General features: G+C 59.8%; 25 protein-coding genes and 1 pseudogene. 10 read left to right on the top strand and 16 right to left on the bottom strand.

All coding sequences use genetic code 11. The features are described from left to right. Window positions 1–16 precede the first annotated feature (16 nt). Window positions 17–514, bottom strand: coding sequence for a hypothetical protein (locus GKKCFE_RS05740; protein ID WP_047227934.1), 498 nt, complete (start codon window positions 512–514; stop codon window positions 17–19). Window positions 515–693: 179 nt separating this feature from the next. On the opposite strand from GKKCFE_RS05740, the gene GKKCFE_RS05735 reads away from it, so the two are divergent. Beyond that, window positions 694–2748, top strand: coding sequence for a S9 family peptidase (locus GKKCFE_RS05735; RefSeq protein WP_076385926.1), 2055 nt, complete (start codon window positions 694–696; stop codon window positions 2746–2748). A 150-nt stretch (window positions 2749–2898) separates the two neighbouring features. Continuing rightward, window positions 2899–3372, top strand: a complete 474-nt coding sequence (locus GKKCFE_RS05730; RefSeq protein WP_047228036.1) for a cyclic nucleotide-binding domain-containing protein — start codon at window positions 2899–2901, stop codon at window positions 3370–3372. A 159-nt stretch (window positions 3373–3531) separates the two neighbouring features. Here the strand turns inward: GKKCFE_RS05730 and GKKCFE_RS05725 are convergent, their stop codons facing one another. Beyond that, window positions 3532–3816, bottom strand: coding sequence for a hypothetical protein (locus GKKCFE_RS05725; RefSeq protein ID WP_076385928.1), 285 nt, complete (start codon window positions 3814–3816; stop codon window positions 3532–3534). Between the two features lie 78 nt (window positions 3817–3894). Between GKKCFE_RS05725 and GKKCFE_RS05720 the strand changes: the two genes are divergently transcribed. The 4 genes from GKKCFE_RS05720 to GKKCFE_RS05705 all read left to right on the top strand — a co-directional run bounded on the left by GKKCFE_RS05720 (window position 3895) and on the right by GKKCFE_RS05705 (window position 6069). Then, window positions 3895–4581 carry a spermidine synthase gene (locus GKKCFE_RS05720; protein ID WP_047227938.1) on the top strand — a complete coding sequence of 229 codons (687 nt, stop codon included), beginning with the start codon at window positions 3895–3897 and terminating at the stop codon, window positions 4579–4581. Between the two features lie 48 nt (window positions 4582–4629). Then, window positions 4630–5004, top strand: a complete 375-nt coding sequence (locus tag GKKCFE_RS05715; RefSeq protein WP_003184246.1) for a YajD family HNH nuclease — start codon at window positions 4630–4632, stop codon at window positions 5002–5004. Window positions 5005–5144: 140 nt separating this feature from the next. Then, window positions 5145–5615: an RNA methyltransferase gene (locus GKKCFE_RS05710; protein WP_003184248.1), complete on the top strand. Its 471-nt coding sequence runs from the start codon at window positions 5145–5147 to the stop codon at window positions 5613–5615. A gap of 76 nt (window positions 5616–5691) precedes the next feature. Beyond that, window positions 5692–6069 carry a YgaP family membrane protein gene (locus GKKCFE_RS05705; protein WP_047227940.1) on the top strand — a complete coding sequence of 126 codons (378 nt, stop codon included), beginning with the start codon at window positions 5692–5694 and terminating at the stop codon, window positions 6067–6069. Window positions 6070–6167: 98 nt separating this feature from the next. Here GKKCFE_RS05705 and GKKCFE_RS05700 read toward each other — a convergent pair whose 3' ends face one another. From GKKCFE_RS05700 to GKKCFE_RS05665, 8 genes are all read right to left on the bottom strand, one after another. Next, on the bottom strand, window positions 6168–7397 hold the full coding sequence (locus GKKCFE_RS05700; protein ID WP_281459454.1) for a hypothetical protein: 1230 nt from the start codon (window positions 7395–7397) through the stop codon (window positions 6168–6170). Between the two features lie 31 nt (window positions 7398–7428). Further along, window positions 7429–7878: a YcgN family cysteine cluster protein gene (locus GKKCFE_RS05695; RefSeq protein WP_047227942.1), complete on the bottom strand. Its 450-nt coding sequence runs from the start codon at window positions 7876–7878 to the stop codon at window positions 7429–7431. A gap of 262 nt (window positions 7879–8140) precedes the next feature. Beyond that, window positions 8141–9073, bottom strand: a complete 933-nt coding sequence (locus GKKCFE_RS05690) for a D-2-hydroxyacid dehydrogenase (RefSeq protein WP_047227943.1) — start codon at window positions 9071–9073, stop codon at window positions 8141–8143. A 123-nt stretch (window positions 9074–9196) separates the two neighbouring features. Continuing rightward, window positions 9197–9490 carry a YcgL domain-containing protein gene (locus GKKCFE_RS05685; protein ID WP_047227944.1) on the bottom strand — a complete coding sequence of 98 codons (294 nt, stop codon included), beginning with the start codon at window positions 9488–9490 and terminating at the stop codon, window positions 9197–9199. Continuing rightward, entirely contained in the window at window positions 9487–10620 is a 1134-nt protein-coding gene (gene rnd, locus GKKCFE_RS05680; protein ID WP_139050906.1) for a ribonuclease D, read from the bottom strand. Before rnd ends, GKKCFE_RS05685 begins: the two co-directional genes overlap by 4 nt. A 121-nt stretch (window positions 10621–10741) precedes the next feature. Continuing rightward, window positions 10742–11383: a class I SAM-dependent methyltransferase gene (locus tag GKKCFE_RS05675; protein WP_047227946.1), complete on the bottom strand. Its 642-nt coding sequence runs from the start codon at window positions 11381–11383 to the stop codon at window positions 10742–10744. Window positions 11384–11453: 70 nt separating this feature from the next. Further along, window positions 11454–13103 (bottom strand): phosphoethanolamine transferase, encoded by a 1650-nt coding sequence (locus GKKCFE_RS05670; protein WP_445577576.1) that lies wholly within the window; start codon window positions 13101–13103, stop codon window positions 11454–11456. Between the two features lie 190 nt (window positions 13104–13293). Further along, window positions 13294–14676 (bottom strand): glutamine synthetase family protein, encoded by a 1383-nt coding sequence (locus GKKCFE_RS05665; protein ID WP_139050908.1) that lies wholly within the window; start codon window positions 14674–14676, stop codon window positions 13294–13296. Window positions 14677–15198: 522 nt separating this feature from the next. Between GKKCFE_RS05665 and GKKCFE_RS05660 the strand changes: the two are divergent. Then, window positions 15199–15501: pseudogene (locus GKKCFE_RS05660) on the top strand (LysR family transcriptional regulator); the annotation flags it as partial. Between the two features lie 106 nt (window positions 15502–15607). Here GKKCFE_RS05660 and GKKCFE_RS05655 read toward each other — a convergent pair. The 5 genes from GKKCFE_RS05655 to GKKCFE_RS05635 all read right to left on the bottom strand — a co-directional run bounded on the left by GKKCFE_RS05655 (window position 15608) and on the right by GKKCFE_RS05635 (window position 20341). Further along, complete coding sequence (locus GKKCFE_RS05655; protein WP_047227950.1) at window positions 15608–15973, bottom strand: 5-carboxymethyl-2-hydroxymuconate Delta-isomerase; 366 nt, start codon at window positions 15971–15973, stop codon at window positions 15608–15610. Between the two features lie 228 nt (window positions 15974–16201). Continuing rightward, complete coding sequence (locus GKKCFE_RS05650) at window positions 16202–18286, bottom strand: DUF6311 domain-containing protein (RefSeq protein WP_445577575.1); 2085 nt, start codon at window positions 18284–18286, stop codon at window positions 16202–16204. After that, the gene (locus GKKCFE_RS05645) at window positions 18283–18666 is read right to left on the bottom strand and encodes a GtrA family protein (RefSeq protein ID WP_076385942.1); all 384 of its coding nucleotides are present in this window, start codon (window positions 18664–18666) and stop codon (window positions 18283–18285) included. The genes GKKCFE_RS05650 and GKKCFE_RS05645 overlap by 4 nt, the downstream gene beginning before the upstream one ends. Continuing rightward, on the bottom strand, window positions 18663–19370 hold the full coding sequence (locus tag GKKCFE_RS05640; RefSeq protein ID WP_047227953.1) for a class I SAM-dependent methyltransferase: 708 nt from the start codon (window positions 19368–19370) through the stop codon (window positions 18663–18665). Before GKKCFE_RS05640 ends, GKKCFE_RS05645 begins: the two co-directional genes overlap by 4 nt. Window positions 19371–19372: 2 nt before the next feature. Further along, window positions 19373–20341, bottom strand: coding sequence for a glycosyltransferase family 2 protein (locus GKKCFE_RS05635; protein ID WP_139050911.1), 969 nt, complete (start codon window positions 20339–20341; stop codon window positions 19373–19375). A gap of 337 nt (window positions 20342–20678) precedes the next feature. Here GKKCFE_RS05635 and GKKCFE_RS05630 point away from each other — a divergent pair, with 337 nt between their 5' ends. From GKKCFE_RS05630 to GKKCFE_RS05620, 3 genes are all read left to right on the top strand, one after another. After that, entirely contained in the window at window positions 20679–20870 is a 192-nt protein-coding gene (locus GKKCFE_RS05630; protein ID WP_047227955.1) for a YegP family protein, read from the top strand. Window positions 20871–21014: 144 nt separating this feature from the next. Next, the gene (locus GKKCFE_RS05625; RefSeq protein ID WP_316912748.1) at window positions 21015–21821 is read left to right on the top strand and encodes an AraC family transcriptional regulator; all 807 of its coding nucleotides are present in this window, start codon (window positions 21015–21017) and stop codon (window positions 21819–21821) included. A 102-nt stretch (window positions 21822–21923) separates the two neighbouring features. Further along, on the top strand, window positions 21924–22295 hold the full coding sequence (locus GKKCFE_RS05620) for a cupin domain-containing protein (protein ID WP_076385948.1): 372 nt from the start codon (window positions 21924–21926) through the stop codon (window positions 22293–22295). Between the two features lie 32 nt (window positions 22296–22327). Here the strand turns inward: GKKCFE_RS05620 and GKKCFE_RS05615 are convergent, their stop codons facing one another. Further along, window positions 22328–23023 carry a phytanoyl-CoA dioxygenase family protein gene (locus GKKCFE_RS05615; RefSeq protein ID WP_445578028.1) on the bottom strand — a complete coding sequence of 232 codons (696 nt, stop codon included), beginning with the start codon at window positions 23021–23023 and terminating at the stop codon, window positions 22328–22330. Between the last annotated feature and the right edge of the window lie 60 nt (window positions 23024–23083).

The following is a 23083-nucleotide window of genomic DNA, read 5'->3' as shown; positions in this document are numbered from 1 at the left end:
AATGGGACAAGCCTGGCTACAGCCGCGGTTCGATGCGCGAACGCTGAGGGTTGCTCGGTACTGGCGGGCGACCGTAACGGTCATCACCCGCCACGCCGAACGGCTGCTCATCCTGTAGTTCATCGGCCGCGGCGGCGGCTTTGGCGGCAGCGGCTTTTTCCTTGCGAGCGCTGGCTGCACGCTCGATGGGGAAGCGGATCAGCACGAAGATCAAATAAAGACCAAAGACGATCATGCCGTACATGAACAGATCGGATACCGCACGCCAGGCGTTGTTGCCGACCTTGAACAGCACGTCCAGGGCAACGATGGCCAGGGCCGGAGCAACCTGTTCCTTCACGGGGTCGACGATAGTGGGGCTGAACAGCAACACCGCCATCAACAGACGCAGCGGCTCGCGCAACCAGCGCCAGATCCAGCGGGTCATGCGCATCCATACCAGCAGGCAGCCCAGGGCGGCGAAGGCATAGAGGCCCCAGGCGATCAGATAGTCGTTCTCGGTCATGGTGTCCATGGCAAGGCAGGCAAATAGGCGCTTATAGTAACGGCTTTTCGCTCGTCAGGCTGCCCCGGCGTCTGTCGAGTGGTCTGTGCCGCAGTATCTGTCGGTTAATTTCTGCCGCCGCAGGTGGCTGACCGAACTAACCACACCGGCCATCAGTCCCTATTTCGTACAACGTTCGAGAGCCTTTCATGCCCCTATCTGCCCACGTTTGCAACGCCCCGATTGCCCGCAGGGACCCCGGTGTTGATCCCTACGCCTGGCTGCAGGAGCGCGACACCGACGCCGTGCTCGACTACCTCAAGGCTGAAAACAGCTATCAGGACGCGCAACTGGCTGACCAGGCCGAACTGCGCGAAACCCTGTTCCAGGAAATCAAGGGCCGGATCCTGGAGACGGATCTGTCCCTGCCTTCGCCTTGGGGTCCGTACCTGTATTACACCCGCACCACGGCCGGGGACGAATACCCACGTCACTACCGCTGCCCGCGTCCGGTGGACGACAGCCTGACGGTGGATGAAAGCCGCGAGCAATTGTTGCTGGACCCTAACGTGCTGGCTGGCGGCGGTTTCTTTTCCCTGGGTGCCTTCAGCATCAGCCCCGACCACCAGCGTCTGGCTTACAGCCTGGACACCACTGGCGACGAGATTTACACCCTGTTCGTCAAAGAGCTGGCCAATGATAAAGTCAGTGAACTGTCCTTTGAGGATTGCGACGGCAGCATGACCTGGGCCAATGACAGCCTGACGCTGTTCTTTGGTGAGCTGGATGACACCCATCGCCCGCACAAACTTTGGCGCTATCGCCTGGACGGAACGGCGGCCGAAGAAGTGTTTCATGAGCCGGACGGACGTTTTTTCCTGCATTGCTACCGTTCGAGCTCGGAAAAACAGTTGATCCTGTCCCTGGGCAGCAAAACCACCAGTGAAGTCTGGGTCCTGGACGCCACCCAGCCAGACCAGCCTTTCACCTGCCTGGCGCCACGGGTGGAAGACCATGAATACGACGTCGACCATGGTTTGCTCGACGGTCAGTGGAGCTGGTTGATCCGCAGCAACCGCGACGGGATCAACTTCGCGCTGTACCAGGCTGCCGACACGGGCCTGGCGCCGACCGAGGCCGACTGGCAGAACCTGATTCCCCACAGCGACACGGTGATGATCGACGGCCTGAGCCTGAACGCCGGCGCCATGACCCTGAGCCTGCGTGAAGGCGGCCTGCCCATCATCGAAGTTCACCCACAGGGTTTGCCAGCGTATCGGGTGCAACTGCCGGACGCGGCCTACAGCCTGCATGTGCAGAACAGCCTGGAGTTCGTCAGCCCCCGCATTCGCTTGCGCTACGAGGCGCTGAACCGTCCGGCACAGATTCGCCAGCTGGACCTGGCCAGCGGCGAACAGGTCGTACTCAAGCAAACCCCGGTCCTGGGTCCATTCGATGCCGATGACTACGTGAGCCAGCGGCTGTGGGCGACCGCACCGGACGGCACGCAGGTGCCCATCAGCCTGGTGGTCAAGCGCCAGGCCCTCGGCCAGCCGGTGCCGCTGTACCTGTATGGCTACGGCGCCTATGGCGAGAGCCTCGATCCGTGGTTTTCCCATGGGCGGCTGAGCCTGCTCGATCGCGGCGTGGCGTTTGCCATTGCCCATGTGCGTGGTGGCGGTGAGCTAGGGGAAGCCTGGTATCGCGCCGGCAAGCAGGAGCACAAACACAACACCTTCAGCGACTTCATCGCCTGCGCCGAGCATTTGATCGCCAATGGCGTCACCCGCGCCGATCAACTGGCGATCAGCGGCGGCAGTGCCGGTGGTTTGTTGATCGGTGCGGTGCTCAATCAACGCCCGGATCTGTTCAAGGTCGCGATTGCCGAAGTGCCGTTCGTCGATGTGCTTAACACCATGCTCGACCCGGACTTGCCGCTGACCGTCACCGAATACGACGAGTGGGGTAATCCCGAGGAGCCCGCCGTCTATGATCGGATCAGAGCCTATGCCCCGTACGAAAACGTCAGCGCCCAGGCGTATCCGGCGCTGCTGGTGATCGCCGGTTACAACGACAGCCGCGTGCAGTATTGGGAAGCAGCCAAATGGGTGGCGAAATTGCGCGCCACCAAGACCGATGACAACCCCTTGCTGCTCAAGACCGAACTGGGCGCCGGCCACGGCGGAATGAGCGGGCGCTACCAGGGGTTACGTGACGTAGCCCTCGAATATGCATTTGTTTTGAAGGTTTTGGGGTTGGTCTGAGGAACTCCGTGGGATGGCCGGGTCTTAGCTGCATGCGCAGGGCTCTGATACCACCATCCTTTGTGGGAGCGAGCCTTGCTCCCACAAAGGAATCGCCTTACATCCAAGCCCTTGCAACCGCCCCAGACACAAGAAAAAGACCGTGACAACATGTCAGAACCGACCTTACTGAACAACGAAATCCGCGACTGGCTGATGGACTGCGGCCTGTTCGACCAGTTGCAGCCTGTCGACTTCGCCGCGGCGTCGGGCTACTTCAGCATCAGCGCCATTGCCCAAGGGGAAGCGATTTTCCGCGAGGGCGATGCCGGCAGCTTCATGTGCATCATCCACTCAGGGCAAGTGGCCGTGCAGAAAACCGGCCCCGACGGTCAACCCGTCACCATCGCCACGCTGCGCAGCGGCCGGGCATTCGGGGAAATGGCGGTGCTGGACGGAGAACGGCGCTCGGCCAGTTGCATCGCCGCCAGTGATTGCCAATTGCTGAACCTGGGCAAGGATTCCCTGGAAAAAATGCTCAACGATGCACCGAAGATCGCCGCCAAGATCATCCGCGCCCTCGCCGTTTCCCTGTCCAAGCGCCTGCGCATGGCCGATGGGCAGTTGTTGTCGCAGCAGGTCTGACTCGCTCTATCAGTTGAAATGCAGAACCTGTGGGAGCGAGCTTGCTCGCGATAGCGTCGGATCAGCCAACATCAATGTTGACTGGTTTATCGCTATCGCGAGCAGGCTCGCTCCCACAAGTTTTTTGCCATTCAGTGATCTCATTAACAAGCATTGGGCCTACCCCCCCGGCGACTTGGCCTTCGGTGGTTTCGGCTCCATGCCCGGTATCGGCTGGTCCTTGGGTGGCTTGGGCATTTCGATTGGCGGCAGCAACGGCGGTCCGCTTCCGGGGCTGGGCGTGGGTACGCCGCTGGGCGTGACCGGCGGGTATGGCATCGGTGTAGGGGTGCCGGGCGAACCGGGAATGCTCGGTGGGCTCACCGGAATCGTGGGCTGCTGGGCCTGCACCCAACTTATCGAGAGCGCTGCCAGGGCAATGGCCGTTAGAATGGTGCGCTTCATCAATGGCTCCGTGGCGATTGTCTGTCTTCAGGCTAGTCCTTACCGCGCCGCTTTGCCCTTCCTTTGCATGAGACATCCATGAAACGTTTCGTTCTACTGGACACCACCCCCATCCCTGACAACGGCGGTGCCCTTTGCCTGTTCGAGTACGGCGACGACTTCGTCATCAAGATCCAGGGCGGTGACGGTGGGCAGTTGATGAATACGCGCATGCATGGCTCCGAAGACGCCCTGGCAGAGATCCCTTGCCGCAAGGTGGCCGGCCGTCCCGGCTCGCGCGTACTGATCGGTGGCCTCGGCATGGGTTTCACGCTGGCCTCGGCGCTCAAGCACCTGGGCAAAAATGCCGAAGTGGTGGTGGCCGAACTGGTGCCCGGCGTGGTGGAGTGGAACCGTGGCCCTTTGGGCGAAAAGGCCGGTCGCCCACTGTCGGACCCGCGTACCGTGATCCGCATGGAAGATGTGGCCAAGGTGCTGCAAGCCGAACCCCAGGGCTTCGACGCCATCATGCTGGACGTCGACAACGGCCCCGAAGGCCTGACGCAGAAAGCCAACAGCTGGCTGTATTCAGCCGGCGGCCTGGCCGCCTGCGCCAAGGCCCTGCGGTCCAAGGGTGTGCTGGCAGTATGGTCGGCCAGCGCCGACCGGCAGTTTTCCGACAAACTGAAAAAGGCCGGCTTCAAGGCCGAAGAGGTGCAAGTCTTCGCCCACGGCAACAAAGGCACCCGCCACACCATCTGGATTGCCGAGAAGCTCAAGGGCTGAGCTAAACTCTGTTCAACCGTCATCAGTCTTTTTTTCAAAGGTGAACCCATGAGTTCGTCAACGCCACCGTCCAACACCGCCAAGCTGGATCGCATCCTCGCCGATGCCCAGCGTGACCGGGAAATGGGTTACCGCGACAAAGCCCTGAAAATGTACCCCCACGTCTGTGGCCGCTGCGCCCGTGAGTTTTCCGGCAAGCGCCTGAGTGAACTGACTGTTCACCACCGCGACCACAACCATGACAACAACCCGCAGGACGGTTCCAACTGGGAACTGCTGTGTCTGTACTGCCACGACAACGAACACTCGCGTTACACCGACCAGCAATATTTCGGCGACGGCTCCCTGAGCACCCCGAAAATCGCCAAGGCGACCCACAACCCGTTCGCCGCACTGGCCGGGTTGATGAAAAAGGACGAGTAGCCAGCCATTTGTGGCGAGAGGATTTATGTGGGAGCGAGCCTGCTCGCGATGGCGATCAAACGATCACCATCAATCTACAAGCTGCCCCCCCTCTTCCAATCCCCGTATAATCGCGCCTTTTCCCCAAAGGCACCCCGCCCGTGGCCAACAAACGCTACAGCTGCATCGGTCTGTTCAACCCCAAGTCTCCGGAAAACGTCGGTTCGGTCATGCGCGCCGCCGGCTGCTACGGCGTGGCATCGGTGTTCTACACCGGCAAACGCTATGAGCGCGCCGCAGACTTCGTCACTGACACCAAGAAAGTCCACTACGACATCCCGTTGATCGGCATCGACGACCTGAAAAAAATCCTGCCCCTGGGCTGTGTGCCAGTGGCCGTGGAACTGGTCGACGGTGCTCGTCCCTTGCCCGAATACACTCACCCGGACCGGGCGCTGTATATCTTCGGCCCGGAAGATGGCTCGCTGGATAAAGACATCCGTGACTGGTGCGAAGACGTGGTGTACATCCCCACCACCGGTTGCATGAACCTGGCGGCCACGGTCAACGTCGTGTTGTACGACCGCATGGCCAAAGGCAATAACACCCGTTCGGGGCCGCAATTCCGCTGATCGGTGCGCAATTGGATTGAACAAGGGAATCGCTCGGGCAGTCAGTTTTATACCAACCCCACACTGGAGACAGATCATGAGCGATAACAACCCGTTCGAGCCGATTGAGACCACCCCTTTCCAATCTCATCCGCCGCAAAACGTGCATGGCTGGGAACGCATTGGCTCATTGGCCGGCGGAGTCCTGATGATGGGCAAGGGCTTGCGCCGTGGCGGCGTGATCGGTTTGGCCCAACTGGCGATCGGCGGCATGGCCCTGGCACGCGGCATCACCGGGCACTGCTCGGCCAAGACGTTGCTGGAAAAGAATCGTCAGAACCTGCACCACGCCCGTGCCCGCATCGAGCAGGCCGGTGATGAGCTGAGCCGCATGAAGGCCAGCGCCGAGGCCGCGACCAGCACGGCTACAGTGACGGGGAATGATTCGTTGAGTTCGCCGAAGGTTGGGCTTTGATTTTACTGGCTGATGGCCCCATCGCGGGCAAGCCTTGCTCCCACATTTTGAGTGCAACGCTGGTCAATGTGGGAGCGAGCCTGCTCGCGATAGCGGTATTACTGAAGTAACCGGGTATCCAGCACAGTAGAACTCTCCCCCAGAACGCTCTCGCTGAGCTGGACAAACTCCTGGGTATCAACCGTCTCCAGACGCATGGCGGCGTGCAGCACGTCATCGAGCGAGCGCTTGTTGCGGGTTTTCAAACGAATCTCGCGGTCCAGCTCCTGCAACAGCAACACCGCCTTGGCCACCGTCGCCGGGCGGACCTGCTCGCCACGCAAGGTGCTGACGCCTTTGCTGTCCCGAGCCAACCGGTCGTTCAGGCTCTGGTAGCGCTCATCACTCATGCCGCCCGCCCGACGCAGCAATTCGATGGCGTAATACTCGGCCAGCCCTTCGCTGATCCAGTCACTGCGCTCACGATCGTTGACCCGCGCCAGCATCTGCACCAACTCGCGCAACAACGGGCTATTGCCGCGTTCGCTGACCAGCGGCGGACGACTGTGCAGATAAATCGATTCATGCCCGGCCTGGGCGCCACGCCACATCGGATCTGACGCGCCGATGATCAGCAGCTTGCCGGGATGACGCGGCACCAGCGCCTGCACCTGCGGCCAGACGAACGTCAGCAGCGTCAGCACATCCATCCGGCGCATACCCTGGCCTTGGGGCGAAGCCACCGTCACCTCGGTCTCTCCCAGGCGTGTGCGACGGCTGCCGAGTTTGCCGGCGAGCATCCAGCCGGTGGGACGATCGAACAGCCGCGCGGGGTTGTCGATGCGAAAGCGTTGCTTGCCGATGCGCGGCCAGGCCGTTTCGATGCTTTTCCAGCCGTCGGGCAGTTCAAATTGCAAACGTGACACCAGCTCAGTGCCATCCTGCTGATCCAACTTGGCCGGCGGCACAAGATCGTCGCCACGCAGAAGCCCCCATCCCGGGGTCATACGGGTTTCAAACGTACCGTTCTTGCGAGTATTACTGATGCGCACGCGATAGCTCAGGCTCGCCTTGTCGGCACTGGGACGCCAAACGCCGCGTGTGTCCTTGCCCGGGATGAGCTGCCATTGACCGTCGGCCTTGAAGTGGCTGTAGCGGCTGCCATCGCCGAGGTCGAAGTCCAGGCTGCGCACTGCCGAACCCCGCGCCAGGGTCAGGCGCACTTCGGCCTGATCGCTTTGCGGCAACAGATGCACGTGATAATCCAGATCGACTTTCTGCGCCGCCCACAGCGGCCCGCACACCGCCCACAGCCCGGCTGCGAGCATCCTTTTCAATCCTGCTGCCATGGGTTCTCCCTGATGGTGCGATGCCCGGCATTCAGCCGGCGCGAAAAATCAGATGATCTTCCCAATCGTCCTCGGGCACGCTGCCTTCGGCCAGCATGCGCCCGGATTGGGAAATGCGTTCGTGGTGCACGGCATCGCGATCGCCACAGACCAGGTGGTGCCATAACGGCAGATCCTTGCCCTCACTGACCAGGCGATAACCGCAGGTCGGTGGCAACCATTTGAACTCATCGGCCTTGCCCGGTGTGAGCTGGATGCAATCGGGAACAAAGTCGCGGCGCCGGGAATAGTCGGTGCACTGGCAGGTTTTCAAGTCCAGCAATTTGCAAGCGATGCGCGTGTAGTAGACGCTGTTGTCGTCTTCGTCTTCGAGTTTTTGCAGGCAGCACAGGCCACAGCCGTCACACAGCGATTCCCATTCCTGCGCATCAAGCTGATCGAGGGTTTTACGTATCCAGAACGGTTCGACTTTGGCGGCCATGGCTCAAGCAATCAGCATCAGATGGTGAAAAGGCCGTCAGTCTAGTGCCGGGGCCTCTTCAGGCCAAGCATGGGCGACTGTCGGTAGGGCGTTGTGTTGGCGAAGTCCGTAAATGGATTGGCCGAGAACACCGATGGGGTGACCGCTGAAGATCACTGTGGGAGCGAGCCTGCTCGCGATAGCGCCGGATCAGCCAGCATTGATGCCGACTGGCAAACCGCTATCGCGAGCAGGCTCGCTCCCACAAGTTGATTGGCTCGGTCTAATATCCCCGATCGAAATCCACTTCCCCGCGCAAGGTTTCGCCGGCCTGGTAGGCCCGCAGGTTTTCCAGGAACAACTGCACCATCATCGCCGGCGACGTCGGTGCCGAGCTATGGCCGGTCAGCAGCAGGCCCCAGGCCGTCCAGAAAGGATGCCGCTGTGGCAACGGCTCCTGGCGGCAAACGTCAATGACCGCGCCGGCCAGATGCCCTTCCTTCAAGGCTTGCACCAGATCGGCATCGACCACGGCCACGCCGCGTCCGACATTGATGAACAGCCCGGTGGGTTTGAATTGCCTGAACAGCGTCGCGTCGTATATATCGTGGGTGTCCGGCGTGTTGGGCAGCAGGTTGATCACATAATCCACCTCCCCCACCATGCGCGGCAGATCCTTCAGCGCCCCGACCTCAATGAACGGCGCCAGCTCCCGGGCTTCGCTGGCAATGCCATACAGCTGCACACCAAACGGCAGCAGGAACTGCGCTACCCGCTGGCCGATATCGCCGGTCCCAACGATCAGTGCCTTGCGCCCGGCCAGACTCTGGCCCTGACGGTTGTCCCACTTGCGCTCGACCTGGCTGACCAGCCGCGCCAGCACCTCGCGCTCATGACCGAGCATATAGGTAAGGACGTACTCGGCCATCACCTGGCCGAAAATGCCCACCGCACGGGTCAGGCGATAATCACGCGTCAAGCCCTCGGCCAGCAGCGGCGTGATGCCCGCCCAGGTCGATTGCAGCCACTGGGGCTGATGGCCTTGACGCAACAGGGTGGCCAGCAGATCGGGCTGGCCCAGCCAGACCGGGCAGTCGGCGGCCAGTCGCGACAGTTCGGCGGAGTCGCCACTGGTCAGGACTTGGATATCGGGTGCAGCCTGTCGCAGAAGCTGGGCGTACACCGCGTGATCGTGTTCGGCAATCAGAACGCGCATGGATCAAACCTTTCAAAAACTATGCAGACGACCGCCGACAGAGTGTCGCTCCATCCTTGCGGCCATCGCCAATAAACCATTCCAGTGTTTCAAGAGGCCCGGGAAAGGTGCCTCGGGGTACCGTCAGACCGGGTCGTTGCGTCGCAGCAACTCTTCCGGCAGATGCTCGATGTATTCGTCTTCAGCCGGTGGCATCTGCAAGTGATAACCCTGGGTATCGAGGTTTTCCAGCACCAGGTTGATGTCCTCCCGGGACAGCTTGCGCTCGGGGCTCAGCACCAGGTCAAAGGCATGGATCGCCTTGCCAAAGGCAGCCATCAGGGGCTCGGGCACACGCTCCAGGGCATCGCTTTTGAGCACATACAGGTACATCTCGTTTTTCTTCGAGCTTCGGTAGATCGAGCAGATACGTTTCAAGGCTGTTCTCCGGCGGTGGCCAGGCTGTCGAGCAGCGCCTGGCCCATCAATTCGCGGCGCCAGCCACGCAGCGAATCGGGCAATTGGTAAGGGCCCTCGGGAAAGCCGCTCTTGATCAGCGCCTCGAGGGTTTTCTTGCGCAGCATCAGTTCAGGGGCGATTCCCAGGCGCTCGGCCTCAACCTGCCCCAGTGCCCGCAGACGCTTGACCAGCGCCGAAGCCTCAATGGGCAAGGGCTCGGCCACGGCTGGCGGCCATTGTTCGGGCGGCACGCTGGCGGCGCGTTTGATCAGCTCCAGCAGGAACTCGCCGTCCTGGCGCACGGTACGCGGGTGCATGTCTTCGATTTTCGCCAGCGCACCGAGGTTATCCGGCTGAGTGCGGGCCAGGGGCCACAGCGAATGCTCGCGAATGACCCGGTTACGCGGCAGGTCACGAGCCCGCGCTTCCCGCTCGCGCCAGGCGCATAGCTCGCGCAGCACGGCCAGTTGGGCACGGGAAAGTTTCCAGGCCAGCTTGGCCTCGCGATAAACCTCATAGGGGTCGACTTCGCGACGCAGGTTGGCCACCAGCTCGGCGCCATCCTCCAGGACCCAGGCGTATTTTTCGTCAGAAAGCTTCGGGCGTAGCTGTACGAAAACTTCCGCCAGATGCACTGCATCTTCAGCGGCGTAGCTGATCTGCGTTTCCGACAGGGGTCTTTGCAACCAATCAGAGCGGGTTTCGCCCTTGGGCAAGTCGATGCCCAACACGTCCTGTACCAGCCGGGAATAACCCATGGAAAAACCCAGGTTCAGGTAGGCGGCGGCCAATTGAGTGTCGAACAGCGGCGCAGGCAGGCTGCCGGTCAAGCGCAGCAGCACTTCAAGGTCTTCGCTGCAGGCGTGCAGCACCTTGAGCACTGCCGGGTTCTCCAGCAACGCGGCCAGGGGCTTCCAGTTGTCGATGGTCAAGGGGTCGATCAGATAGGCACGCTCGCCGTCGCCGATCTGCAACAAACCGGCAATGGGATAAAACGTGTCGACCCGCATGAATTCAGTGTCGAGGGCGACGAATGGCAACTGCTGCCATTGGGCGCAAAACTGACCGAGGCTATCGTTGTCGCGAATCCAGTGAATATCGATGGCCACACGGCTCTCCCTTGAAGAATGGCGCGCAGTATATATCGCCGTCAGCGATTGCGAGCATCCATAGAGCGGGAGCCTGAGAGAAATCGCCTGCGCGAAGGCAAGAATAGTCCTACATCGGGAATTAACCGGCCTTGCACAACGCATAAACCCGCGTCAGCGCAAACCCGGGCAGAAAATCCTGGTACCACAGCAGGGTGAAACCGGCCTGGCGGAACTCGGCTTCAACTTCAGCCTTGTCCGCCAGGCCGCGGTGCGGCGCAGGTCCGATGTTGAGGCGACCTTCAATTTGCACCGACACAATCACCGTGTCACGGCTGACCCGATGAAATTCGCGCAACAGCGCCAGCCGATGCTCACTGGCCTTGACGTGCCGAAACAGTTGCAGACACAAAATACAGTCCACAGCGTTAGCCGACAGGCCGAGGGTGAATGCCGAACTGGGAAAGGTCGTGACCCGCTCCAGCAACGCGCCGCCATGGTGGGTGCGGGCGTGATCGAGCATGTCTGGCGAGGGGTCCGCCGCCAGGATCACCCGGTTGGCATGTTCGGCCAGCACCGGCCAGAACCGGCCCGCGCCACAGGTCACATCCAGCACCAGCCCCGGTTCACCGGCGGCTTTCAAGGCATTGCGGACCAATTGCTCGTCACGCCAGAACGCCAGGCGCAGTCGCCTGGGCGCCGCTTGACGGCAAATGCGCGCGTGTTCCCGGTCATGATGCCTGGCGAACTCGATCTCTACGGGGGATGGGGGTTGCCCAGACATACCAACCGCTCTTGGGAAAGATGAATAGGAACAGGCTAACCACCCGTACGTGAAAAAAAAGTCGAGGCGCTCACTGCCGGGCCAATACCCCGTCAATGACCGCGCCACGGCAACCGGCAAACAGGTCCAGGTCCCGGTTGTAGACCTTGCTGTTGACTTCCAGCAGCCCGAGCATCGAATGAAACAGATTGTCCTGGCTCAAGGGCTTGTCCCGGCTCAGTTGCAGGCAATGGGTGTCGACGGAGAAGGACTTCTGATAGCTGTCGGAAAACCAGGCCAGCATCGCCACGTGTTTCTGTTGTTCCGGGGCGAGCATGTAGGGCGTGCCATGGAGAAACAGGTTGTACTCGCCCAGGGACTCGCCGTGGTCGGACAGGTACAGCATCGCTGTGTCGACCTTGTCCTGATTGGCCCGCAGCAGGTCGATCAGGGTCGATAACACATGGTCGGTGTACACCAGCGTGTTGTCGTAGCCGTTGACGATGCTCTGGCGGCTGCAATTGTTCAGCGCATTGCTTTGGCACACTGGGGTGAAATGTTCGTATTGCTTGGGATAGCGCTTGAAATACTCCGGCCCGTGACTGCCCATTTGGTGGAGCACCAGCACGGTGTCCTTGTCGAGGGTGTCGATGAAATGCTGCAGGCCCTGGAGCAGAATTTCGTCGCGACACTCACTGTTGGCGCACAGGGCCGGGTCTTTGAGATTGCTGACATCCTGCACAGTGACCCGGTCGCAAGTGCCTTTACAGCCCGACTGATTGTCACGCCAGATCACCTCCAGCCCGGCGCGCTTGAGCACATCGAGCAGGCCTTCTTCGTTCCTGGCCTTGCTGGCGTCGTAGTTCTTGCGGCCCATGTTGGAAAACATACACGGCACCGATACCGCGGTTTCCGTACCGCAGGAGTGCACATCAGTGAAGGCGATCAGGCCGGCTTCTTGATTGAGTTGCGGCGTGGTATCGCGGTTATAGCCCAGAATGCCGAAGTTCTCGGCACGGGCGCTCTCCCCCACCACCAGTACGGTCAGGGACTTGCGGGCATGTGTTTGCCAGACCGGATTACGACTCGCATCCTCACCCAAGGTGATGAAGGGCTGTTTGGCCGACGCGACCTGTTCACGCAAGTACCCGATCGACGCACCGATGTAGTTGCTCGGTACCACCATCAAATGCAATTCATGATGATTGCGAAACAATGAAGACAACCCTTGGTAATTGGCCAGGGCGACCATGCCGATCACCGCCGCCGACACCCCACTCACCACTAACTTGCTTAACAGTTCTTTGGGCCAGCGGCGATAGCTGATCGGCGTTTTAAATAACAACCAGGACGGCAACACGCCTAATAAACCGAGGTAGGCAAACAACTTTAACGACAGTAAATCACGCACCTCTGTGGCATTGGTTTCAGCAAAGTTACGAAACATCCCGGCATCGATCAGCACGCCATACTGAGCCATGAAGTACGCCACACCGGCGCTGATCAGAAAAAGCAACATCAGCACAGGCTTGAGCAGCCCACGGAACGCTACCAGTGTCAGCACCAGGTTGAAGGCGAACAACACCAGCACCGCAAACGCCACGCCGATCAGCACGCCCCCGCCGTCACCTGCCGTAATGGTATGCAGGTGCTGCCAGAGCACAACGTTGAAGCCCACTAATAAAAAGACACTGGCGACCAGCGTCACCCACTCGGGGCGCACGGGTTTAATGGTCAGCATGAGGTTTTAAAGTTTCCTGGAAGTTGCGCTAGGGAAAGCAAATACCGCAGGAAAGTTTGAAAAACTACTGTGCTACGGCAACACAAACTTTAGGCAGGGCACTATCAATTTTTCGTGAAAAAGTTGCCATTAAATAATTTTTCAAGTAGCAAGCCGCACGTCCGATCCGACGTGCAGCTTGTGGCTCAGTTCAAGCCTGATGGATGTACCAACGCCAGTCCTGCTCTCCGACCTCGCCCATGAACTGACGGTATTCGGCGCGTTTGACCGCCAGGTACACCCTGAGGAACTCATCGCCGAAGGCTTGCCTGGCCCAGGTCGAGGCTTCAAGCGTGCGCAAGGTGGTGAGCCAGTCGGTGGGCAGCAATTCGCTCGCCTGGGCATAGCCGTTGCCCGCCACTGGCGCACCGGGATCGCACTGTTCACGAATGCCGCGATGGATGCCGGCCAGTATCGCGGCGGCGGCCAGGTACGGGTTGGCGTCGGCACCACAAATACGATGTTCGATATGCCGCGAAAATGCTGGCCCGCCCGGTATCCTCAGGCTCACGGTGCGATTGTCCACGCCCCAGGTTGCCGCCAGCGGCGCGTAGCTGTTGCTCTGGAAGCGTCGGTAGGAATTGGCGTTCGGGCAGAACATCAGCAGTGAGTCGAGCAACGTGTCGAGCATCCCGCCCACCGCATGACGCAGCAGCGGCGTGCCATCGGCGGCTTCGCTGGCAAATAGGTTATGGCCCTCGCTATCCGCCAGGCTGACGTGCATGTGCATGCCCGAACCTGCCAGTTCCGCGAAAGGCTTGGCCATGAAACACGCCTGCATGCCGTGTTTATGCGCCACGCCTTTGACCAGACGTTTGTAGCGCACCGCCTCATCCATGGCCTGCAAGGCATCGGTGCGGTGTTCGAGGGTGATTTCCACCTGGCCCGGCGCGTATTCGGAAATGGCCGTTCGAGCCGGGATCCCCTGCGACTTGCAGGCGGAATAGAGGTCCGCCAGGAACGGTTCGATCTGTTCCAGCTCGCGCAAGCCATAGACCTGCGTGGCACCGGGTCGGCCGCCATCAGCGTCCCGCGCCGGTTGCGGCCGGCCCTGGCTGTCGCGCTGCGCGTCCAACAGATAGAACTCCAGCTCCGCCGCCATCACCGGGTAATAGCCATCGGCCTGCAAAGCGTCGATCACTTGGCTGAGCAAATAACGCGGATCGGCGATGGTCGCGGGCATGCCTTCCTGAGGATGCATGCTGACCTGCACTGCCGCAGTGGGGATCAGCCGCCAGGGCATTCGCTGCAAGCTGCCGCTGATGGGATAAGCCCGGCAATCGATGTCGCCAACATCCCACACCAGCCCGGAGTTTTCCACATCGTCGCCATTGATGGTCAACCCGAGAATGGTACTGGGCAAGGGCCGCCCACTTTCGTAAAGCGCCAGCAACTCATCCCGGTGCAGCAGTTTGCCCCGAGGCACACCGTTGCTGTCGAGAATAAACAGCTCGAACAGCTCAATATCCGGATTTTGCTCCAGGAACGCCTGGGCTTGATGCAGGGGGGCAAAAGAGAGGTGGGCAGAACTCATGAGAACGCTCGTATTTTCATGTCGGACGGGCGACAAAGCACCGTCAGCCTGTGCTCGCGATCAACGAACACTGTTTAGGATCAACAGGAAATACAAGTATCTGGAGGACGGGCGTGGCGACAATGCCAGAGTGCCCAAAAAGCCAGTTCAGAGGGTAGCGCACACAGCGTGGGAGAGACCCCGGACATAAACCTGCCCACCGGCCCCATTGCGGCGAATGAAGGGTATTGGATTGCTGCGGGCCAACCGTCCATAAAAGACATCACAGGAAACACACCCTGGCAGAGTCCCACGTCACCAAAGCCGGTTAAACCTTGATTTGATGGAGCTTGGATCGCAACGAGCTAAACAATCGGCCAGAGAATCGAATGCTGAACGATCCGTCGTGTTCATTACATTATCTGTCCCACTCGCGACCGTGAAACCGCTCGCCTGGCATTCTCCTGGGACGATCGTTCCGTTAGGATCAAAGGTCTGGTTTGCGCAAGATCCGCGCAAGGAGCACAGAGAGAGACAGAACGGATGCTGAACAGTAACTCCCTCAGAAAACTCGATATGCAAGACCTCATGGTGTTTAACGCTGTGTACGAGCAAAGCAGCGTCACCGGTGTATCCGAGGCGTTGTGTGTCAGCCAGTCAACGGTCAGCTACTGCCTCAAGAAACTGCGGACCTGTTTCGACGACGAGTTGTTCATCAACACCCGCACTGGCATGCGCCCCACTTATAAAGCCGAGGGCATGTACAAGCATGTGCGCGCCATCTTGCAGAGTATCAACCTGTGCCATGCCGGTGCGGCCACGGTTGATCCCACCCGGCAAACCATCAAGCGCCTGAAGGCTTGTCGGGATTCACCTTGAAACGCCGTGCAGCCAAGCCGCTGATAGCACCTGGCTGCGCGAGCGGATCGTCAAGACGCGAAGCACCTGCCCCTCAGGCGCCGACGACAGCCTTGGCATAGGGGCCTCGGTCGATGTCGAGGATTTCCACGCACAGTTGCACGGAAACGTCAGCCGGCCATTCGCCCACCTCCTGGATCACCTCCAACAGTTTTTCGGCCAACTGCTTCTTGACCTCTGGCGAACGGCCGCTCAACAAGGCCAGCTTCACGTGCACGAAACCGCGCTTTTCAAAAAGGGTGCCCACCAGGAAATTCTCGATTTTCACAGCCCGGCTTTTGATGTCCGACTCGGCAGCGAACTGACCGGAGGCCACCAGCGTATTATTCAGACGCAGCAGTACGACACCCTCGTCAAACTTGGGCAGGTTGGCGGTGTACTCCATGTGCAGGTGAGGCATGTGTTCGACTCCTGTTCGAAAATATAACGATGTGGTTTCAGCCGTCGCAACCATACCTCGACTTTACTTGGCTGACGCAGGTTTTTGTTTCGCGCAGCGGAATTTGCACCGCGCCGGCGCGCTCACGCATGAACGCTTCCAGCCGTATCAGCGTTTCGAAAAACAGCCTCAAATTGTGCATTCAGCGCTGCGCAAAAAACCTTGAAGCACACGATAAAGACGTCCGGCTTAATTCACCGTCAGAGACTTCAGCCCCAACGCCATGACTCGCTCGTCGCTCCCCAACCCCAGCGCCTTGGGACTGACCGCGTCGGGTAGATGAAACTGCACACGCACCTGCCCATCTGCGGCAATCGCTTCGCGGATGGCCGGGCTCAATGACAGCTCCAGGGTGTTCTCCTGCATGCGGGTCAGTTGCGTCGACAGGGCCGGAACGCCATTGATCGAGACCTCGATTCTCTGCCTGGTATGCAGGGGCTGTACGAACGCCGCCGCTTCGATCGAGAGGGCGCGGGCCTCAGGGGGTACACGCAATACAAGCTCTGCCTGAGCACCTTCCGACCAGGTACCCCAATCTTCGACGCGCCCCCAGCCGCTGACCAACATCGCGTTTATTCGGTTGAACACCTGGCGCTCACCTGGCTTGACCTGCACGTCCAGCGTCTCCTGCGCTATCGGTGGGCATTGAGTACAGGTCTTCCATCCCGGTGCCAGCACCACGAGGCCATCAAGACGGGTCAGCAGATCGGTCTGGCGATTAACGGTTTTGATCGCTTCGAGCGCGGTGCGGCTGTCGAGAATGTAGAGGGAATCCGCTTCATACTGACCGGTAGCGAGCATTTGGCCAGCGTGCCGTTGAGCGTGTTCGATCTCCCGAGTGCCCATCCGCCCCAAGTACACGCTATCGGTTTCCAGACCATGGTTCTGGGCGTATTGGCTGATCAACAGCCAGTTGTCCGGCTGATTCTGCGGCAACAACGACCGGACCTTGGCGTAGTGATTTGCCGCGCTGGCCCAAAACGGGTCGGCCAGGGGCGTCGGCCAGCTCGCGGCGGTCGGCATCATCCGGCTCTTGCGCAGGCCTGCCCACCCGCTGCGGGTATCCAGAACCTGCACCACCAGGGCCACGGCCAGCAGACACACCGCAGCTCGTGGCTTATTGCCTCGGACCACCAAAAAGATCAGCGTAAACACGAGAATGTAGAACACCGGCCAGAACATTCTACCGGCCGCGCGAAAGACGTTCGCCAACTGCTCGATGGTTTTCGGCAACCAGTAATGCACATCCAGCATGCCAATACCGAGCTTGTTGGTCAGTGAAAAAAGCGTCAGCCCGATCAGCGCCAACAGCAATAGAGGTCTGCGACGCACGGCCTCCGCCAGGCCGGTGTTGCCTTGCAGCAGTGCCACGCCGGCGCAGATGGCCAGCATCAGCACCCCCAACCCCAGGTAATTGAAACCCTCGTAGTCCCCGGGTCCCTGGGGCATGTCGCGCAATACGTATGACCAGCCACTGGGGTTCACCACCGACAAGAGATTCAGACGATACAAGCCAAAACCACCCGCCACGGTCCCGCCGCCCACACTGAAATAACCCGCTTGCCAGCAGCAGAATGCGACCAGCAGAAACAGACCGGCCAGCTCAATCAAGGCATTGCGCCGGGGTAACCGACCCTTGATGGCTTTGCTGGCCAGATCAGCCAGCCAGATCAATGCCACCATCGCCAACAGATAGGCATGCACCAGCGCCGTCGCGGCCAATAGCACGCCCCAGGCCAGGCGTCGCTTTTGCAGACCGGGCCGCAACGCCAGGTACAGCGCCGCCAGGATCAGGAAATGCCCGGACAAGGAAAGATGCCCTCCCATGCGCAGAAACATCGGGGGCGAAAACACGAACAACCCGGCCCCCAACAACCTGATCCAGACCGAAGGCGTCAGCAGCCCCACCAGCTTCCAGGCAAACCAGGCCTGCAGGACAAAACACGCCAGCAGCCACAGCCCGAAATACTGGAACGTCTCGGGAAGCCAAGCATTGAAGGGCTTGAATATGAACGCCAGCAGCGGGTTGGAATCGGAAAAAATGATCCCGTTGGCCAACTCCAAGCCATAGGAAGGGTTCATGCCCAACGGAAAGGTCCAGGGCGAATCACGGAAAAACGCCCATCCCAGATAATGAGTCGCCGCATCGCCCTCCCCCAGCCAGGCGATATTCGTCGGGTTCAACACCCGAGGGCCGATGACCATCAGAAACGCCAGCACGCCCAGCAATACGGGCAACAGGGAAACCAGATAACGCTCGCCACGAACGGTCATCGATACGTCCAGAAATTATGCAAGATGAAGGTAAACACCGGGATGATCAGCGCCACGGCAGCAATGCCCGCCAGGTAATTCAGCCCCGCGCTCTGCGCCACCCAGGCCACCAGCATCGCCAGCCAGAATCCGCCGATCGACACCACCACGAAACGGCCGAGCGTGCGGCCATGCAATCGGCTGGAGAAACTCCAAAGCGTGTTGATCAGGTAAGACACCACGGTTGCCACCACAAACGCAAAACCGTTGGCCAACGGCGGGCTGGCCAGGATCAGGTGCACAAACAACACGGCAGCCAACACATGCACAGCGGTCACGAACAAGCCCGTCATGGCGAACCGCAGCCCACGTCGCAGCAACGGCGACCGCGTCCAGATCATGGTTTTTGTGCCAGACAGAACACCGTCAGGCCGGCCACGCGATTGGCGCCCATAAACGCAAGCTCCAGGCTGCACAGCGACTTCAACACGCCATTGACCAGCGGATGATGCCGAGTGAGCGAGCTGGCCGGCGCGCCGGACGTGTTGCGTTGCAACAGGCGCACGGCGGCGGCGATTGGAAACACCAGGCCGAAATAGTAAGCGCTTTTGTGCACCTGCAAACCCGCCTGGGCCACGACCCCCTCCAGTTGCCCGAGGGTGTAACGACGCTTGTGTTCCAGAAACACATCATGCCCGCTCCAGAGAAACTGGAACGCCGGCACGGTGATCAGGAAGCGGGTGCCAGAGGGCACCTTGTCGACATAAGCCTTGAGCAGGCCCACGTCATCGTCCACGTGTTCCAACACATCCATCAACAACACCAGATCCGCGTCCAGCGCGTCGATGGCGCGCCGGTAGTGGACGGGTTTGCCGGCGGTGCTGGCATCGGAGTCGGCCGGGTAACTGATGTCCACGCACCAGGCCCGGGCCGTCTCGGTATGGGACAACAAGTGATGGGAAAAAAAGCCCGATCCGGCCCCCACATCCAGCAGTGTTTTGGCCGATGTGCCTTTGAGCATGTGGAGCATGGCGCGCGCCTTGGAACGATAGTACCAATGCTGCCCGATATCGGGCCCCAGGATGTCGGTTTCCTTGAGATCCATTGTCAGTCCTTGGCGTCATAGATGCGCCGTACCAGAAAAACCGGTCGGCGTTTGGATTCGATATAGGTCCGGCCCAGGTATTCACCCAGTACGCCGATGCCGATCAGTTGCAACCCGCCCAGGAACGTGACGGCCACCATCAGGGAGGCGTAGCCTGGCAGATCGACCCCGGAAATCAGCGTCCGTAGCACAATGAACACCGCAAACGAAAAGGACACCAGCGAGACGCTAAGCCCCAGGTAGGTCCAGATACGCAGCGGTTCGGTGCTGAAACTGGTGATGCCCTCCAGGGCAAAGTTCCACAGACGCCAGCCGTTGAATTTGCTTTCACCGGCCGCACGCTCGGGCCTGACGTAATCCACGACGGTGGTTCGAAATCCTACCCAGGCAAACAAGCCCTTCATGAAGCGTCGGGACTCGGGCAGGCTCTGCAGCGCATCGACCACACAACGATCCATCAGCCGAAAATCACCGACATTTTCCGGTAGCTTGTGGTCGGCGATTTTATTGTGCAGCCGATAGAACCCGTTGGCGGAAACCTGTTTGGCCCAAGAGTCGGAGTCACGGTTTATGCGATGGCCCAGTACCACCTCGGCACCGTTGCGCCAGTGGGCGATCATTTGCAGGATCACCTCGGGCGGGTCCTGCAGGTCGACGTCGATCGGCACCACCGCCTGGCCACGAGCCGCTTGCAGACCGGCACTCAGCGCCGCTTCCTTGCCGAAATTGCGGCTCAGGTCGACGATCCGGATGCGCGGGTCGGCTCGCTGTTTTTCCAGCAACAGCACCAATGTTTCGTCGACACTGCCGTCATTGACGAACACCAGTTCCAGGGTCACCAGCGGCTCGTTCGCAAAAACCCGATCGACTCTGGCGATAAACAAATCTATGGACTGGACTTCGTTGAAAACTGGAATGACAAGCGAAAGCGCTAGACATCCTTGCAGATCCGCTCCTGGATATTCAGTCACTTGATGGCTCTTTTTCTTATAGGTTTTTCCAGTCCCATCGGGCTCCCAGCCCCCGGGTTCCCCGGACCGGACGTCAATGACAAACGTCTGAATCGGAATGTATTAAGCAGGACCGCACAAGGCAACGCAAGAACGAAACCGGAACTTTATCCAGCCCCGCGCCCCCAAGATGACCTGTTTCCTGAAAAGGGTCGCCGGAGCAAATCCGAATCCACATCGGCAATATTTGATAACGAATGGAAACGAATTTCCCATAGCCAAAACTATCAGCTTGGCTAGGCTTGGAGCGACATGTGCAAAGCATGTCTTGAATGAATTAATCGCAGGGAGCGAACCGATGTATTTTGAGATCTACAGGCAGACCCGAGGCACCCAGAGCACTGGAAAAGGCCAATGGCGGTGGCGCTTGAGAGCCGGCAACCACGAAACCATCGCCAGCGGCGAATCCTATGTGAACAAGGCTGACTGCCTTCACGTCATCGGGCTGATCAAGAGTGCCCAGGGTGAGACACCCGTGAAAGAAATCTGAAACAGCGACGCACTGTACGACCAGTAAGCCGCCCTGCGTAACGAGCAGCTTTCTGCGTCCTGAAGAATCCGGGTCTCGCTTTTTACTGCGCCAAGGCATATCAGACAGGTATCGTGTGCAGACAAAAGCGAGAGGCCGGTCTAAATGACTCAATCGAATCGTGATCGCGACTGGCTGGTGCGGGCTCCTGAATCGCGGAAAATGGAACGCATCGAAGCCTATTTCAGTGGCCATGGTTACACCACCCACCGGCATGACACCTACGCCATCGGCGTCACGCTTTGCGGTGTTCAGAGCTTCAACTACCGCCATAGAAAACGCCATAGCCAGCCCGGCGGAACCATCGTCCTGCACCCGGACGAAGTTCACGATGGCGAAGCAGGCACGAGCGACGGCTTTCGTTACCGGATGTTCTATGTAGAGCCCTCCGTGATCCAGCAAGTGCTGGGCGGCAAACCCTTGCCCTTCATCGAAGGAGGTTTGTCGAACGATCCTCACCTCAATGTGGCTACGCGCAGATTGTTGCGCTGCATGGATCATCCACTCGATCCGCTGGAAGAGGAGGACGGCATCTACGATGTGGCCCAGGCACTGGACAGCGCAGCGGGTAACCGGCGTGGGCGGCGATTGATCGACTACTCGGCGGCAGAGCGCGCACGACTGTTCATTCATGATGCCCTTGACCAGCCCATCAGTCTGGATGATCTGGTCCAAGCCAGTGGCCGGGATCGATGGAGCCTGTCCCGGGACTTTCGAGCGCTGTACGGCACCAGCCCCTATCGGTATATCAACCAGCGACGCCTGAATAAAGCCCGTCGCCTGGTTATCCAGGGCATGCCATTGAGTGAAGCGGCCCTGGCGTGCGGTTTTTTCGATCAGAGCCACATGACCCGGTTACATAGCCAGGCTTTCGGCATTTCACCAGCACGCTGGCTGAAAATGCTGCGCTGACGTCGGGCGCCAGCCCCCACAAAAGCTGCACAATCATCCAATACCTGCTCAGGCTCAGGCAGTAAGGTCGCGCTCACCCCCTTCACAAGACGAGCATTCCCCATGAGCACTCACTACTCCCCCATCAATTTCGCTCAGAAATACACACTCTTCCAGGAACAGTGGGCCCCGAAAGTCGTGGCCGAAATGAACGACTACCAGTTCAAGATCGTCCGGCTCGAAGGTGACTTCGTCTGGCATACCCACGCCGATACCGATGAAACCTTCATCGTGCTGGAAGGCGAGCTTCGCATTGATTTTCGCGACGGCGCGGTGACGATTGGCCCAGGCGAGATGTACGTGGTGAAAAAAGGTGTCGAGCACAAGCCAAGCGCCGCACTGGAAGTGAAATTGCTGTTGATCGAACCTCGCGGTGTCATTAACACGGGCGATGAAACCAATGAGCGAACAGCGGTGAATGATGTCTGGATCTGACGTCGCCCCGTGACGTAACCGATGCCAGGAGGTCAATCGTACTCAGCCTCCTGATGATCACCCAACAGGCGCCGTTGGCGAGGTGTCGCGGCGGCCAGCACAGCAGGGTTGAATTGCCAGTACAGATAAGGCGAGAACTTCTGCGCGATCATCCGCCGGCCATAGTGAACCTGCAGCATATAACGTGAACGATCGACGCTGCGGTTCTCGCTGCCGGCATGCCACAACTCGCTACGCAGCACCAGCACATCCCCCGCCCGGCACAATACCGGTTGCGCGACGCGCCCTTGCCATTGCGTTTCGCCCGCCACGGGCGCCCGCCCCGCCCGATGACTGCCGGGAATGACGCAGGTGGGGCTCAGTTCGGCATTGATGTCATCGAGGTAAAACTGTGCGGTGAAAATCTGCATCGGCAACTCGAAAGCTGGATCGGCCAGAAGCTGAGGTGGCAATGCCATTGCCAGGTAATCCAGGTGCAACGGGGCGCCGACAAAACCGGGATGGCACCGCCAGGCAGTCTGCCCAATGATGTGGCAATCATCCCCCAGAGCCGCCTCGGCCAGCTCGATCACCCCTTCCATATCGAGAAACGGCAACCAGAACGGATCGCGATTGAACACGCATTTGTAGTGATCGATCACGCCGCTGTAGTCCCAGTGCTGAGGCTTGAGGCGATCGATTGCATGGCGCAGGTCGGTGATTTGCGCGGTGCTCAACACCGCAGGCATCAGGACGAAACCGTCCTGATGCAGGGCTCGCAAGCGCTCGCCGGTGAGCGCCGCCAAGGC

The sequence above is a fragment of the Pseudomonas sp. E141 genome (assembly GCF_052659885.1).
Note: the sequence above shows the minus strand (reverse complement) of the source record. Positions and strands in the feature narration are given on the sequence as shown.